General features: G+C 67.7%; 9 protein-coding genes and 4 tRNA genes. 6 read left to right on the top strand and 7 right to left on the bottom strand.

Going from position 1 to position 14,617, the window contains the following annotated elements; translation table 11 throughout:
- Positions 1-215: 215 nt before the first annotated feature.
- Together ACH49X_RS26650 and ACH49X_RS26655 are read left to right on the top strand one after the other, a co-directional pair.
- Positions 216-2,684 carry a glycerol-3-phosphate 1-O-acyltransferase gene (locus tag ACH49X_RS26650; RefSeq protein ID WP_357206570.1) on the top strand — a complete coding sequence of 823 codons (2,469 nt, stop codon included), beginning with the start codon at positions 216-218 and terminating at the stop codon, positions 2,682-2,684.
- On the top strand, positions 2,681-4,093 hold the full coding sequence (locus tag ACH49X_RS26655; protein WP_195078209.1) for an HAD-IB family hydrolase: 1,413 nt from the start codon (positions 2,681-2,683) through the stop codon (positions 4,091-4,093). The genes ACH49X_RS26650 and ACH49X_RS26655 overlap by 4 nt, the downstream gene beginning before the upstream one ends.
- Positions 4,094-4,157: 64 nt before the next feature.
- Here the strand turns inward: ACH49X_RS26655 and ACH49X_RS26660 are convergent, their stop codons facing one another.
- The 7 genes from ACH49X_RS26660 to ACH49X_RS26690 form a co-directional block, all read right to left on the bottom strand.
- Positions 4,158-4,877 carry a polyprenol monophosphomannose synthase gene (locus tag ACH49X_RS26660; RefSeq protein ID WP_323124130.1) on the bottom strand — a complete coding sequence of 240 codons (720 nt, stop codon included), beginning with the start codon at positions 4,875-4,877 and terminating at the stop codon, positions 4,158-4,160.
- 212 nt (positions 4,878-5,089) lie between these two features.
- A complete protein-coding gene (locus tag ACH49X_RS26665; RefSeq protein ID WP_195085694.1) occupies positions 5,090-5,272 on the bottom strand; it encodes a hypothetical protein in 183 nt (60 codons plus the stop codon).
- Positions 5,273-5,346: 74 nt separating this feature from the next.
- Positions 5,347-6,027 (bottom strand): GAP family protein, encoded by a 681-nt coding sequence (locus tag ACH49X_RS26670; RefSeq protein ID WP_195078207.1) that lies wholly within the window; start codon positions 6,025-6,027, stop codon positions 5,347-5,349.
- 716 nt (positions 6,028-6,743) lie between these two features.
- Positions 6,744-6,817, bottom strand: a tRNA-Phe gene (locus tag ACH49X_RS26675).
- Positions 6,818-6,875: 58 nt separating this feature from the next.
- Positions 6,876-6,949 (bottom strand) — tRNA-Asp (locus ACH49X_RS26680).
- Positions 6,950-6,978: 29 nt separating this feature from the next.
- A tRNA-Glu gene (locus ACH49X_RS26685) sits at positions 6,979-7,051 on the bottom strand.
- Between the two features lie 94 nt (positions 7,052-7,145).
- On the bottom strand, positions 7,146-7,811 hold the full coding sequence (locus ACH49X_RS26690) for a TetR family transcriptional regulator (RefSeq protein WP_195078206.1): 666 nt from the start codon (positions 7,809-7,811) through the stop codon (positions 7,146-7,148).
- Between the two features lie 844 nt (positions 7,812-8,655).
- Between ACH49X_RS26690 and ACH49X_RS26695 the strand changes: the two genes are divergently transcribed.
- From ACH49X_RS26695 to ACH49X_RS26710, 4 genes are all read left to right on the top strand, one after another.
- A tRNA-Lys gene (locus tag ACH49X_RS26695) sits at positions 8,656-8,728 on the top strand.
- Positions 8,729-9,816: 1,088 nt separating this feature from the next.
- On the top strand, positions 9,817-10,785 hold the full coding sequence (locus ACH49X_RS26700) for an acyl-ACP desaturase (protein ID WP_357113011.1): 969 nt from the start codon (positions 9,817-9,819) through the stop codon (positions 10,783-10,785).
- A gap of 129 nt (positions 10,786-10,914) precedes the next feature.
- The gene (gene dusB / locus ACH49X_RS26705) at positions 10,915-12,042 is read left to right on the top strand and encodes a tRNA dihydrouridine synthase DusB (RefSeq protein ID WP_323124163.1); all 1,128 of its coding nucleotides are present in this window, start codon (positions 10,915-10,917) and stop codon (positions 12,040-12,042) included.
- A gap of 694 nt (positions 12,043-12,736) precedes the next feature.
- On the top strand, positions 12,737-14,509 hold the full coding sequence (locus ACH49X_RS26710; RefSeq protein ID WP_357206572.1) for an LCP family protein: 1,773 nt from the start codon (positions 12,737-12,739) through the stop codon (positions 14,507-14,509).
- The last annotated feature ends 108 nt before the right edge of the window (positions 14,510-14,617 follow it).

The raw sequence follows: 14,617 nt of genomic DNA on the forward strand, positions 1-14,617 counted from the left end.
TTACCTCTTTCGCTGTGCGGGTGTGCTCGCGGCCACAAATCCGACGTCCGGGAATCGCTCGGCACGGAATGGCCCGCGCCCCGCAAGCACTTTCGCCCACGCGGGCGCCGCTGGTCAGGCTCAGCCCCGCGAACTCGCCACGCCGTCTGCCTGCGCGGAATAGACCCGCCGGGATTGAATAGTGGAGAGCGTCACCTGCGGAGGGAAGAACATCGATGATCGATCACCGCGGCGATTCACCCGCGACAACCCGGCCCGGGACCCCACCGCGATCGGTGGTGGCCCTGATCGACGCCGCGTCGGGGGTGGAACGCGAACTCGTCGGCAAGTGGCTCGCCGACGGCGGGATCAGCGCCGAGTTCGGTACCGACGCGCCGGTCACCCAGCTCGATCTGGACGCGGGCGCCGTCGCCGCACAGCTGGTCGGCAGGCGCGACGATCCGCTGGTGGTGCCGATCCGCGTGCTGTGGCTGCCGCCGGAACGCGACGGCGTACGCCGCGTCACCTTCGCCGATCTCGCCCTGCTGACCAACCCGCGCAAACCCCATCGGCTCGCACAGCGCAGGCTGGTCTCCAAGTCACCGGACCGGCACGTCGTGCTCACCGGCGCACCGGCCCGGTTGAGCGAGCTGCGCGTGAACAACCCGGAGGCGTCGACGCTCTACGACAAGGGCACCGCCGAACCGTTCGCCCGCGCCATCGTGCGCGCGGCGGTGGTGGCGCTGGAACGCGCCGAGCGCACCATCATCGGCGACCGGTACAAAGTGCCGAAGCTGGTCACGGAGGAGATCCTCGACGCGCCCGACTTCCTGCGCAGGCTGGAGTTGATCGCCGATCAGATCGGCGCCAGCCCGCACGAGGTGTACCGGCGCGCGGAGAAAGCGCTCAACGAACTGGTCGCGGCCCAGAGCCGACTGATCTCCGATCTGTTCACCCAGGCCATGCGCCCGGTGCACGCCTCGACCTGGAACGTGGACTCCGACGATTCCGGTCTGGCCGGGTTGCGCGACCTCAATCGCCGCTTCCCGCTGGTGTTCCTGCCTTCGCACCGCTCGTATGTCGACGCGTTCGTGCTGGGAGACGTGCTGGCGCGCAACGACTTTCCCCCGAACCACGTGATCGGCGGCGCGAACCTCGGCTTCTGGCCGATGGGCCCGATCGCCCGGCGCACCGGAACGGTGTTCATCCGGCGCAGCTTCGGCGACGACGAGGTCTACAAGGCCGTCGTCGAGGAGTACTTCGCCTACCTGCTGGCCAAGCGCTTCAACCTGGAGTGGTACTTCGAGGGCGGCCGCACCCGCACCGGCAAGTTGCGGCCACCGCGCTACGGCTTGCTAAACTACCTCGCCGCGGCGGTCCGATCCAACCGCATCGACGACGTCATGCTGGTTCCGGTCTCGATCACCTACGAACGGCTCAACGAACTCGGCGCCATCGCCACCGAGCAGGAGGGCGGCAAGAAGAAACCGGAGGGCCTGACCTGGCTGGCGCGTTATATCCGCAGCCAGCAGCACTCCGCCGGGCACGTGTACGTCCGCTTCGGTGAACCGCTCTCGGCGCGCGATCGGCTCGCCGCGCACGGCGACCCGCTCACCACTCCGCCGCTGACCATCCCGCTGCATCACACCGAGCCGATTCCGGCGCCGCGCACGGAGGCGGGAGTGGTCGACAGCGAACCGCCGGAAATCGCCGAACTGGAACGAAGGGCCGTGCAGCGGCTGGCGTTCGAAGTGGCGGTCGGCATCAACGCGGTCACCCCGATCACGGTCAACGCGCTGGTCACCCTCGCGCTGCTCGGCGTGGACGGACGCGCCCTCACCCTCGGCGAAGTGCGCACGGTCCTCAATCCGGTGCTCGGCTACATCGACAAACGCGAGCTGCCGGGTGGCGAACTCGAGGCGCTGCGCGACGAACAGGGCTTGGCCGTGGTGCTGGAACAGCTTTCGCTCGCCCGGGTGGTCACGGTGTATCGCGGCGGGGTCGAGCCGGTGTACTCGATCGAGTCGGGTGCGCATCTGGAGGCCGCCTTCTATCGCAACAGCGCGGTGCACTGGTTCGTCAACCGGGCGATCCTCGAGCTGGCCATCCTCGCCGCGGTCGACAGCGGCGACGCCGACGCCCTGAAAACCGGCTGGGACGAGGCGTTCCGGTTGCGCGACCTGCTGAAGTTCGAGTTCTTCTTCCCCGAGCGCGGCGAATTCGCCGATCAGATGGTCGCGGAGGTGCTGCTGGTCGATCCGGACTGGTACAGCCACACCCGCCGCGACACCTACGGCTCGGACATCCTGGCGAAGCTCACCGCCTCCGGCTTCACCATGGCCCACCGCGTGCTGCGGTCGTTCGTGGACGCGCAGCTGGTGGTGGCCGAACGGCTGGCCGCCCAGGACGCGGGCGAGGAGATCGACCGCAAGGAGTTCATCACCGAGTGCGTGGCGGTCGGTAAGCAGATGCTGCTGCAGAAGCGGCTGCACAGCCCGGAGTCGGTTTCCACCGAGCTGTTCACCAGTGCGCTCAAGCTCGCCGACAACTACGGCTTGCTGGAGACGGTGCCCGACGACGAGCCCGACCAGCGCCGCGCCGAGCTGAGCGAGCGGAGGAACGAGTTCGCCGAGCGTCTGCGCGTCATCGGCGCCCGCATCGCGCAGGCCGCCGCGCTCGACCCGTCCAACCGGGAGGCGCGGTGACCGGCGCGCGCGCTGACCTCGACGCCGCGCTCGCCGCCATCCGCTCCGGTCCGCAAGGCCGCGCGGTCGCCGCGATCTTCGACTTCGGCGGCACGGTCATCGACGCCCCGAGACCGCGGCGCAGGTTGCGTCGCAAGCCCGCCGACGTGCTGCTCGACGGTATCCGCGACCACATGACCGACGGCGAATACAGCCGGTTCCTGCGCGAGTTGTCCGAAGCGCTGGCCGGACGTTCCGAACAGGAGCTGGACGAGCTGGGTAGGCGCCTGTTCCAGCGCTCCGTGTACGGGTACCTGCACCCCGAAGCGTGGGAGTTGATCCGGACGCACCAGGCGGCAGGGCACACCATCGTGCTGGTCAGCTCGCTGACCCGATTCCAGGTCGCACCCGCCGCGGCGCAGCTGGGTATCGAGCACGTGCTGTACACGCCCATGGCCACCAGCGGCGGCGTGCTCACCGGGCATCCCGATGGGAAGACGCTGTGGCGCAACGGCAAAGCCGAGGCGGTCACCGGGTTCGCCGCCGCGCACCAGCTGGATCTCGAGCGCAGCTACGCCTACGCCGACGCGATCGCCGACCTGCCCGTGCTGTCGCTGGTGGGGCGTCCGGTGGCGGTGAACGCCGACGAGGCGCTGACCGACGTCGCCGACCGGCAGCACTGGACCCGGCTGACCTTCCGTCCGCGCCGCCCGCCGCGCGCGAGCGATTACGTGCGCACCGCAGCCGGATTCGCCGGGCTGCTCGGGGGCGCGCTGTTCGGCGTCGCGTCGAAATCGCCGACGCGGGACCGCCAGCGGATGGCCGACGCGCTGATGGCCCACGCGGCGCGCAACACGCTGCGCATCGCCGGCGTGCACGTGCGGGTGACCGGCGCCGAGCACGCGCGATCACCGCGACCCGCGGTCTTCCTGTTCAACCACCAGAGCCAGTTCGACATCATCATCGTGCCCCAAGTGCTCGGCGGCGGCGTGACCGCGATCGGCAAGAAGGAGCTGACCAAGAATCCGGTCTTCGGACCGCTCATGCGCTTCGTCGGCGTGACGTTCATCGACCGTGCGAACACCGCGCAGGCCAGGGCGGCGCTGCGCCCGGTGGTGGAGACACTGCGCGGCGGCCTGTCGGTCGCGGTGGCTCCGGAGGGCACTCGCTCCTACACGCCCGAGGTCGGACCGTTCAAGAAGGGCGCGTTCCACATCGCGATGCAGGCGGGGGTGCCGGTGATCCCGGTCGTCATCCGGAACGCGGGCGAGATCTGCTGGCGCAACGCGATGGTCGCCCGGCCGGGGACGGTCGACGTGGCGATACTCGACCCGATCGACGTCAGCGCATGGGACCCGCGCGATCTGGACGACAAAGTCGCGCAGGTCCGCCAGTTGTTCGTCGACACGCTCCTGGATTGGCCGCGCTGAACGGTTCGGGAGAGCCGTTGATCGGAGGCCCCGCTCCGCCCGGAGCGGGGCCGAGGGCCGTTACTCAGACCGCGCGGCCGAACAGCAGCTTCCACGGCATCAGCGCCGACTCGAGCTGCACCTTGAGGCTCATCTTCGACGCGCCGAGCGTCCGCTCCTCGAAACGGATCGGCACCTCGGCGATCGCGATCCCCTTCTTGATGGTCCGGTAGTTCATCTCGACCTGGAAGGAATACCCGTTGCTGCGGATGGAGGCCACGTCGATGGCCCGCAGGGTGTCGGCCTTCCACGCCTTGAAGCCCGCGGTGGCGTCCTTGACGCCCAGGCGCAGGATCAGGTTCACGTAGAAGTTGGCCCAAGCCGAGAGCGCCTTGCGGTACCACTTCCATTCGGCGGCGGTGGAGCCGCCGGGAACGTACCGCGAACCGAGCACGACGCCCGCGTCGGTGCTCGACAGCTTCTCCAGCATCGCCGGGATGACTTCGGCGGGGTGCGACAGGTCGGCGTCCATCTGGATCACGACGTCCGCGCCCTCGTCCAAGGCGCGCGTGATGCCGGCGACGTACGCCCGGCCGAGCCCGTCCTTCTCGGTGCGGTGCAGCACACCGACCACGTTCGGCAGTTCGGCGGCGAGTTTGTCGGCCACCTCGCCGGTGCCGTCCGGCGAGCTGTCGTCCACCACGAGTACGTGCAGGTCGGGCACCGGCAGCGCGGTCAGCCGCTCCACCGCAACCGGCAGATTCTCCCGCTCGTTGTAGGTCGGCACAACAACGGTAACCCTCAAGGGTCGCCCTCCCTGCTGATCCTGGTTTCCGCTCGCAGCCCACGCCAGGACCTCCGAGCATTCGTCGAGTTCTGGAGAACCGTACTCGATCCACCTGATCGCGACCTGAGCGGCCGCACCGGGCGCGACGACGCCCGAGCCCCCGACCTGCGGCTCAAGATCAACTTCACCGTCCCCGGGAAGGCGTTATTCCAGCCGTGCCGCCGGGGCCTTCAGTCCCCGTCCCGCCATGCCCGGTCCCGGGCGTCTTCCCGCGCGTTGCGCGCGTGCGCGATCTCGAGCGCGCGCTCGGCCGTCGCCTTGTCCGGGTACGGCCCCATCCGGTCGCGGAACCAGCACTGCCGCCCTTGCTCGGCCCGATTGTGCTTCAAGCAGTAATACCAGCGCTCAGCCATACCTCCAGCATCCCACCGAACCGCACGGCTCAATCGCTTTTCTCGTTCGCCCACCATTGCCCGGACGCCGCGATTCAGGGCCAAAGGCTTCGGTAATGGACGAGAGCGTCACACAGGAGAACCACACCGAAGATCGCGAACAGCACGCGCACCGAAGCAGGCCCGTACGAGCTGATAATGCGAACAATTTTTCGATACATCCGCCGCGCTCGGGTCGTGCGCCGCATCGCGAGGCCGAGTATCACCAGCGGCGGCAGCAATGCGAGCGCGCAATAAGCGACGACGATCAACGGCCACAACGCCGGTAGCGGATGCCGCGCGGAGATCATCGCGAGGCCGGCCAGATAGGGAACCGCCGTCGGCGCCTGCGCGATGCCGATCGCCACGCCGAGACCCGCGAGCACCCATGGCTGTCGTCGCAGTGCGGTCGCCCGCTCCGGGGCCGCCGGACCGCCCATTCGAATACTCGCGAGGGCGATCAGCACCACACCGGCGACGAGTTCTCCCCAATACCGCACCGCGGGGGTGACCCGGAAGTCGAACAGGTCGGTCAAGAAGCCGATCCCCAGGATTGTGCAGATGCCGAAAGCGGTGGTGACGGCGAAGACGCCCGCCAGCAAGCTCAAACCGCTCACCAGCGGCGAGCGACGGCTCACCCTGCTGTCGTAGACCACCGCCGTGGTGACGCCGATCAGCAGCAGGTCGAGCGAGTCGAGGAAGGCGAACCCCGCGAGCGCGAGGAGAAGGGTCCACATGGCCGCGCCAGCCTACCCGCGCCACCCGAGCGCCCACCCGAATCCGAACACCCCTGCACCACTGTGTGATTCGCCACATCGGCACGAAGCAGCACCCCACAGCGACCGACACCACACAGATCAACAACCGTCGCCAAGACGGCCCCGACGAGGGAAACCGTCGAACGCGAGCCCAGTCGAGCCACGCGAAGCGCTTGCGGCAACCACCCATCAGACCCCGCCAAAGCGAGACAAACCAGGACCACACCCACCGAGGTAAGGCAACGCCCCGAACAACCCCCACAGGCCGGAACCAAACCAGACGACACCCCACTTAAGGCAGGAACAGCGCCAACGACGCCCGCCGAAGGCAGGAACCATGCGGACGACACCGCCTGAGGCACGACGAGCTCGAACCGCACCGCCCAAGACGCGACGAATCCGAACGACACCACCCAAGACGCGACAAGCCCGAACGACACCACCCAAATCGCGACAAGCCCGAACGCACCACCCAAATCGCGACAAGCCCGAACGCACCACCCAAATCGCGACAAGCCCGAACCACACACCCAAGCCAGGACAAATCCGAACGACACCCCGAAAACGCAACCAGAGACAACGGGGGTCCGGGGGCGAAGCCCGCCGGGCGGGGTGTGGGGGTTGCACCCCCACAAGAAATGACGAAACGAGCCCCACCCACGCTTTCCGTGGACAGGGCTCGCCTACGAGTGAAGTGGCCAGGGCCGGGATCGAACCGGCGACCTTCCGCTTTTCAGGCGGACGCTCGTACCAACTGAGCTACCTGGCCGCAGGCACCCGAAGTGAATGCCATACGCGAAACGCCGGATATCTCCGGCGCCTCTTTGCGACCCTGACGGGACTCGAACCCGCGACCTCCGCCGTGACAGGGCGGCGCGCTAACCAACTGCGCCACAGGGCCATGCTCTGCTACCAACGATCCGTGGATCGTACCCCCTACGGGATTCGAACCCGCGCTACCGCCTTGAAAGGGCGGCGTCCTAGGCCGCTAGACGAAGGGGGCTCGTCCCGGATTTCTCCGGACCGGCTTTCAACGGCTGTCCGTTGGGAGCTGGGATAGCTTATGACAGACCGGACTCGAATCCCAAACCGGCTGGTCAGAGGCTCAAACCGAGCTCATCCAGGCGCGCTTGGGCACGCCAGCCGTCGCTGCGGAACTTCTCCAGCCATTCCGGGGTGGCCATCGCCTCGATCACGACCTCGAGCGCCTCCTCGAACCGCGACCGCAGATCGACCTGCCCGCCGATCAGGTCCACCATGTACCGCTGGCCGGCCAGCGCGGCGGCGAGCGTGCGGGTGAACCGGTCGGGATCGGCGTCCGCGCGCAGCTGCCCTTGGTCGATGGCACGGACAGTGAGCACCCTGGTGGTGCGGCCCAGGATCCGGTTGCCGCCCGCTTGCACGTCACGGTAGAAGTCCGGTTCGATGATCAGGCGGTACTCGGCCTGCACGATGATGTCGTGCTCGAGTCGCAGCGCGATCTCGTCGACCACCCCGTGCAGGATGTCCAGCGGGCTGAGATCGGTTCGCGCCAGCCAGCGCTCGGCGGACGCGCGATAGCGCTCCACCGCGGTCTCCAGCACCGCGCGTGCCAGATCTTCCTTCGAATCGAAGTGGAAGTACATGGCGCCCTTGGTGGCGCGCGATCCTTCCAATATGCGGTTGAGCGATGCAGCGGCATAGCCGCTCTTCCCGAACTCAACGGCGGCGGACCTGATAATCGCCGCCCGTGTCCGGCGCGCCCGCTCTTGCTGCCGTGCCATGCTCGAAACGCCTCCGAAGCCTTACTCGCCGCCAATCAGCCACCCCCGAAGGAACGGACCCTCGGCGCGAATTCATGAGTTTTATCAATACGTTGAACCCGGTTTTCGACCGATTACAAACTCTCGGTACGAAAACTCCTCAAAAACCTGGAACACACCAGCTGGTATAGTTTCCCTGCCCGGGTGCGCCGCAGGGGGTGCGCATCCGGGCATTTCTTCGTCTCGAACGTGCCTCCTCCTGCGGCATCGAGTTCCGTCGCGCCGTGGCCGGCCGGACCGACCGCGGCACCTTCGGACACAGCAACGACAATCCGAATTCCGCTGCGCCGACCGAGCCGGCGATTCTTTCGGAATTCATCAAGGCGTCACCGTACCCGGAATCCCGATGCGACACGCGGCAAACCGAAGAGTCGAGTAGCCATCCGATTCCGTTTTCTGTTACGGCAAATTTTCGGCAACCCGGCCCGGCCTTCCGAGGGGTGCGTGAATTCGCCAGCGGCCCAAGTTTGTTCACGCGCGCCGACCGGCGGCCCGGACGGCCGACCGCCGCCCACGTTTCGCCCGCCAACCCACTCCACGCGCCCGCACCGGCCAGAGCCGTTCACCCCCTGCAAATCCAAAGACATTGCCAGCCAACATGATTCAATGATATCCAGATCCAGCTAAGATGAACAAAGCTGGGTGCCAAGTGTTTACCGCCCGCACCGCCCGCCGCGTTACCCCCATCCCGGCACCACTCCACCCACCGGGCCGCCCCGCCGACCCCGCCCATCCATCCCGCCCACCGACACGAACTCCCCCGATTGGGGTATCGGCCCCCATCCGCACTACACTGTTCCTCCGCGCCCCTATAGCTCAGTTGGTAGAGCTACGGACTTTTAATCCGCAGGTCGTAGGTTCGAGCCCTACTGGGGGCACCGAGGCCGGGCGTCCGGGTTTACTCCGGGCGCCCGGCCTGTTCAGCGGAGTTCTCCGCCATCATGCCTTGGCTGTACCGATCAGACGCCTACGCCGGACGCGCACTCTCCGGCGTAGCGGCCGCAATGCGCGGAGCGGCGCCCGGTTCGACGATTACTTCCGCGCGATCACGCCCAGCGCAGACGGGGTCATCGCCGATCTCGGCGACGTGAGTAGAAGGACACAACGCGTGGGGCCGCGGTGAAGCGGTAGTGGCCACGACTGGACGGGCGAGGGCATCCGTGCCTTTCTTCGGCGTCACCACGATCCCGCCAGCCTGATGAACACATCCGCGCCCGCCACAGAGGCCGGATCACAGCGGGTGGCGCGCACTCCCCGCCGAGCTCGGGCGGCTCACGCCCAACATGCCTTCCACAGGGCGTATTACTCATCGACAGCCGCACAGAACAGATATGAGCGGCCATGGGTCATCCCCGGTGTGTCCCCCACAACGCCGTCGAGGTCTCTCTCGCCCCCCACTCACACGCCGGAAAGGAGCCGCCGAACTTCTGCCGGTGTCCGATCTGGACGACAAGTCATGTGCGGGGCACTCTCGGCATGGCTTCACTGCCTCGCGACAGCGCCGCGGGCGCGTCGTCGCGACCGACGTCGAAGGCGCCTGCCCCACCCCGGAGGCCCCCCGCATCGACTGAATCCTGATTCGGTTCGCCGATTGCGTTCCGGTAGCCCTTCCTCGGCGCCAATTCACAGGAACATCGCAGCTGGACTCGCCGCGATTCGCCGACACGCGCAGAACCAGGGCGTTTCGCGTCCATATCCGCCCGCTGGCCGGGATTGTGCGGTCGACCACGGACCGCTAACGCTCGGAGCACCGCGTCGATAGACCCATTGCCGCGGGAACAGCCCATACACTCGTGTGGATCACTGAACGGCGAAGACGTCGTATGAGGTGGATCACCAGGGCATCGATCGTCTAACGGATGCGTTTCGCATCACACCTACGGTGCCGTAAGGTATGGCCGCATCGGCATCGGTCTACCTTGGGATTGACCTGCACGACCGGAAGCACACACTGAAGGGTTCATACATGGCAAGGGATCTGACTCAACTCGAACTGCTGACGGAGTTGGAGCCGGTTGCCGAAGAAAACGTCAACCGGCACCTCTCCATGGCTAAGGAATGGCATCCGCACGACTACGTCCCGTGGGACGAAGGCCGCAATTTCGCGGCACTCGGTGGCGTGGATTGGGATCCGGAGCAGTCCCGGCTCAGCGAGGTCGCGAAGGCGGCCATGATCACGAACCTGCTCACCGAGGACAATCTGCCCTCCTATCACCGCGAGATCGCCGAGAACTTCTCGCAGGACGGCGCATGGGGCACCTGGGTGGGTCGCTGGACCGCCGAGGAGAACCGCCACGGCATCGTCATGCGGGATTACCTGGTCGTGACCCGCGGCGTCGATCCGGTCGCCCTCGAAGAAGCCCGGATGGTCCACATGACCAACGGCTTCGCATCGCCCGCGGAAGCCGACGCGGGCTTCCTGCATTCCGTCGCGTACGTCACCTTCCAGGAACTCGCCACCCGGGTCAGTCACCGCAACACCGGCAAGGTCTGCGACGACCCGATCGCCGACCGCATGCTGCAGCGCGTCGCCGCCGACGAGAACCTCCACATGATCTTCTACCGCAACATGTGCGGCGCCGCCCTCGACCTGGCCCCCGACCAGGCCATCGAGGCGATCACCCTGATCCTGGAGAACTTCCAGATGCCGGGTGCGGGCATGCCGAACTTCCGCCGCAACGGCGTGTTGATGGCCAAGCACGGCATCTACGATCTGCGTCAGCACCTGGAGGAAGTGGTCCAGCCGGTGCTGAAGAAGTGGAACATCTTCGATCGCACCGACTTCACCGCCCGCGGTGAGGCGGTCCGTGAGCGCCTCGGGCTGTTCCTGGAGAAGCTGAGCAAGGACGTCGTCAAGTTCGAGGAACAGCGCGACCGGATGCTCGCCCGCGAGGCCGCCAAGCGCGACCGCGCGATGGCAGGCAGCTCCGCGTAGGACTTCAGAACCACAACAGGCGCCGCCCTCCTGGAAGACCGAGGGCGGCGCCGCCGTGCGCACACCCGCTCCGGCCGACTCACGTGCGCAAATGAGACACTGGTCGGCGTGACGATGACTACCGAGGCGATGGCCAAGCTGCGGATCGGGCCGTATCCGGTCGATCCGCCGGTCGTGCTCGCGCCGATGGCGGGCATCACCAATCTGGCGTTCCGCAAGTTGTGCCGGGAATTCGGCAGCCCGACCTCCATCTACGTGTGCGAGATGATCACCGCACGGGCGGTGGTCGAGCGTAACGAAAAGACGCTGCACATGATGTCCTTCGACGCCGACGAGCATCCCCGCTCGATGCAGCTCTACGGCGTGGACCCGGCCACGCTCGGCGAAGCGGTGCGGATTATCGTCGGCGAGGGCTGGGCCGACCACATCGACCTGAACCTCGGCTGCCCCGTGCCCAAGGTCACCCGCCTCGGCGGCGGCGCCGCCCTGCCGTACAAGCGGACGCTGTTCCGGAGCATCGTGCGCGCCATGGTGAGCGCGGCGGAGCCGGCGGGGGTCCCGGTGACGGTGAAGTTCCGCATCGGCATCGATGACGACCATCTCACCTACCTGGACGCGGGCCGCATCGCGGAAGCCGAAGGCGCGCGAGCGGTCGCGTTGCACGCCCGTACGGCCGCGCAGCGCTACTCCGGCGAAGCCGACTGGACCGCGATCGCGCGGCTCAAGGAAGCGGTCACCTCGATCCCGGTGCTCGGCAACGGCGACATCTTCTCCGCCGCCGACGCCGTGCGCATGATGGACGAGACCGGATGCGACGGCGTGGTCGTCGGCCGTGGCTGCCTCGGCAGGCCGTGGCTGTTCGCCGAGCTGCAGGCCGCATTGCGCGGTGAACCGTTGCCAGCGCCGCCCGACCTGGGCCGGGTGGGCACGGTGCTGTACCGGCACGGCGCGCTGCTGTCCGAGCATCTCGGCGAGGAGAAGGCCATGCGCGATCTGCGCAAGCACATGGCCTGGTATCTGATGGGCTTCCCGGTCGGCTCCGATCTGCGTCGCGCGTTCGCCACGGTGGGCAGCCTCGCGGAGTTGGAAGATCTCGTCGGCCGGCTCGACCCGGCCGTTCCCTTCCCGAAGGACGCGGAGGGCCCGCGCGGCAGGCAGGGTTCGCCGGGCAAGGTCGCGCTGCCGCACGGCTGGCTCGACGATCCGGACGATCCCGCGGTCCCGAGCGCGGCGGATGTGATGCACAGCGGAGGGTAACCGGCAACCGCACAGCGAATCCCAAGCGCAACACCACTGTGACCTCTTCGATTTCGCACTGGGGTGGCTCGCCGTGGCGGAATCGTTATCATTGCGGAATCGGTGCCGCCGGTCGCGTGTGACCTGAGCGGGAAAGCAGGACGAAAAGCGAGGTTCGTTGGTGGGTGACGATCGGCACGGGCGTTCGCCACGGCCCGGAGGTCGCGCCCCGTGGGAGCGGTATCCCGCGGCGGACTCCCCCGACCGGGACGCCGCGCATTCGTCTCGCCGTTCCCGCCATACCGACGCCGTTCCCGACCAGAGTTCCGCGCCCCTGACGGTGCAGGACCTCGTCCAGCGGGTCGACAACGAACGCACCGGCCGTCGCGGCCGTCGCGCGGAGCCGACTCCGCCGGACTCGGCCGCCGCGCCGAGCCGAGGCCGCCGCACGGAACCCGACCCGGCCGCCGCCAACGGCCGTGGGCGGCGCGCCGAACCCACGCCACCGGTTCCCGGACCCCCGGCGAACCGAGGCCGACGCCCTGAGCCACTACCGCCGCAGGCCGGCCCTCCATCGGCACGAATCAACCGCGCCGAGGCTCGGCAGGAAGCTCCGCGCAGGCCCGCCGACCCGGCCGCCGCCAATGGCCGCGGCGCCGCGGCCGGCCCCCGGCGCGCGCCGGACTCGCCGCCGCGCCAGACGGGTAGCTCCCCGGTGGTCCAGGACATCACCGGCGCCACACCGGCCGCCCGCGCGGCGAGCCGACGCCCCGCCGAGCGCCAGGCGCCCGACGCGCCGGATGCGCCGGTGGCGCGTCCGGAGCCGGAGCAGGCCGAAGAGGTCACCGACGTAATCCCTCCCGTCGATGAACCGACGCGCGCGCTACGCAAGGGCGTTGGCTGGCCTACCAAGGACGGCAAGAGCACCAAGCCGAAGCCTGTCGGCACCGCCCAGACCCGCCTGCAGGCCTCCCGGGAGCGCCGCAACAAGCGGCTACGGGCCACGGGACGAACCGGACTCGCTTTGAGCGCCGCGCTCGCGCTGCTGGTCACCGGCGGCGGCTGGAGCTACTTGCGCTCGACCACGGACAGTTTCACCCAGGTCTCCTCCCTCGACGAGAACTCAGAGGACATCGTCGACTCCAATGCCCAGCTCGGCGACGAGAACTACCTGCTGGTCGGCACCGACACCCGCGCAGGGGCCAACGGCCAGCTCGGCGCCGGCACGTTGGACGACGCCGAAGGCGCCCGCGCGGACACCACCATGCTGGTCCACATCCCGAAGGACCGGAGCCGCGTCGTCGTGGTCTCCTTCCCGCGCGACCTGGACGTGACCAGGCCACAGTGCAACGGGTGGGACAACGAGAAAGGCAAATACACCGACGAGAAGTACCCGTCCGCCATAGGCGACAAGCTCAACGCCGTCTACAACCTCGGCGGCCCGATGTGCCTCGTCTCCACGATTCAGCGCCTCACCGGCGCGTCGATCAACCACTTCATCGGCATCGACTTCGCCGGTTTCGAGTCCATGGTCAACACCATCGACGGCGTCGAGGTGTGCGCGTCCAAGCCGCTCGTCGACGACGTGCTCGGCACCATCCTCGAGCACCCGGGCAAGCAGCGCATCGACGGCCAGACCGCGTTGAACTACGTGCGTGCCAGGCACGTCTACGGCGAGGAGCGCAGCGACTACGACCGCATCAACCGGCAGCAGCGCTTCCTCGCTTCGCTGCTGCGCAGCACCCTGTCCAGCAGGGTGCTGTTCAATCCGGGCAAGCTGAACAGCTTCATCAGTGCGCTTCAAGATCACACCTGGGTCACCAAGGTCGAAACAACCGACCTGCTGATGCTCGGACGTTCGCTGCAGAAGATCGATGCCGGCGCGGTCACCTTCATCACCGTCCCGACCGCTGGCACCAACTCCTACGGCAACGAGATTCCCCGGGAATCCGACATCAAGGCGATCTTCAAGGCGATCCGCGACGATCAGCCTCTGCCAGGCGAGAAGCCGACCGTTCAGGCGAACGCACCCGCTCCGGCACCGGCCGCTCCGGCACCGGCCAAGTACAAGGCGGTGGATCCTTCGGCTGTCTCGCTGCTGGTGTCCAACGGGTCCAAGATCGAAGGCCTGGCGCGTACGGCCGCCACCAAGCTCGGGAACCAGGGCTTCACGATCTACAACACCGGCAATTACGCCAACGGCACCTCCCCGACGACGAAGATCCGCTACGCCGCGGGGCTGGAAGCCGAGGCCGCCACCGTGGCCTCCGCGATTCCCGGCGCGACCATCGAGGCCGCCGACGATCTCGGCGGCATCGTGGAGGTCGTCATCGGAGCGGACGCGGCGACCGGCGTCACCGTCAAGGCGCCGACGCCGGTGGGTGACGACATCACCAACGTCGCGACGAGCACCGCGACGGATTCGACGCCCGCCGTGCTGCCGTCGGACTTGGAACACGTCAACGCCGCCGAGGACATCTGCAAATAGCCTCCCGCGCCCACAGCACGTGGAGCTGCGACGCAGATCACAAACCGTCGTGATGTCGTCGTTTCGACGACGGCGGTTGCGGATCGCGATCATTGACGCATCAACGGC

The organism is Nocardia sp. NPDC019323, assembly GCF_044389845.1.
In the GTDB taxonomy this organism is placed as follows: Bacteria; Actinomycetota; Actinomycetes; order Mycobacteriales; family Mycobacteriaceae; genus Nocardia; species Nocardia implantans.

What these genes read in the sequence shown, in the direction of transcription:
- ACH49X_RS26650 (WP_357206570.1), top strand. Translation starts at nt 216, where the DNA reads ATGATCGATCACCGCGGCGATTCACCCGCGACAACCCGGCCCGGGACC.
- ACH49X_RS26665 (WP_195085694.1), bottom strand. Translation starts at nt 5,272, where the DNA reads ATGGCTGAGCGCTGGTATTACTGCTTGAAGCACAATCGGGCCGAGCAA.
- ACH49X_RS26670 (WP_195078207.1), bottom strand. Translation starts at nt 6,027, where the DNA reads ATGTGGACCCTTCTCCTCGCGCTCGCGGGGTTCGCCTTCCTCGACTCG.
- ACH49X_RS26690 (WP_195078206.1), bottom strand. Translation starts at nt 7,811, where the DNA reads ATGGCACGGCAGCAAGAGCGGGCGCGCCGGACACGGGCGGCGATTATC.
- ACH49X_RS26700 (WP_357113011.1), top strand. Translation starts at nt 9,817, where the DNA reads ATGGCAAGGGATCTGACTCAACTCGAACTGCTGACGGAGTTGGAGCCG.
- dusB (WP_323124163.1), top strand. Translation starts at nt 10,915, where the DNA reads ATGGCCAAGCTGCGGATCGGGCCGTATCCGGTCGATCCGCCGGTCGTG.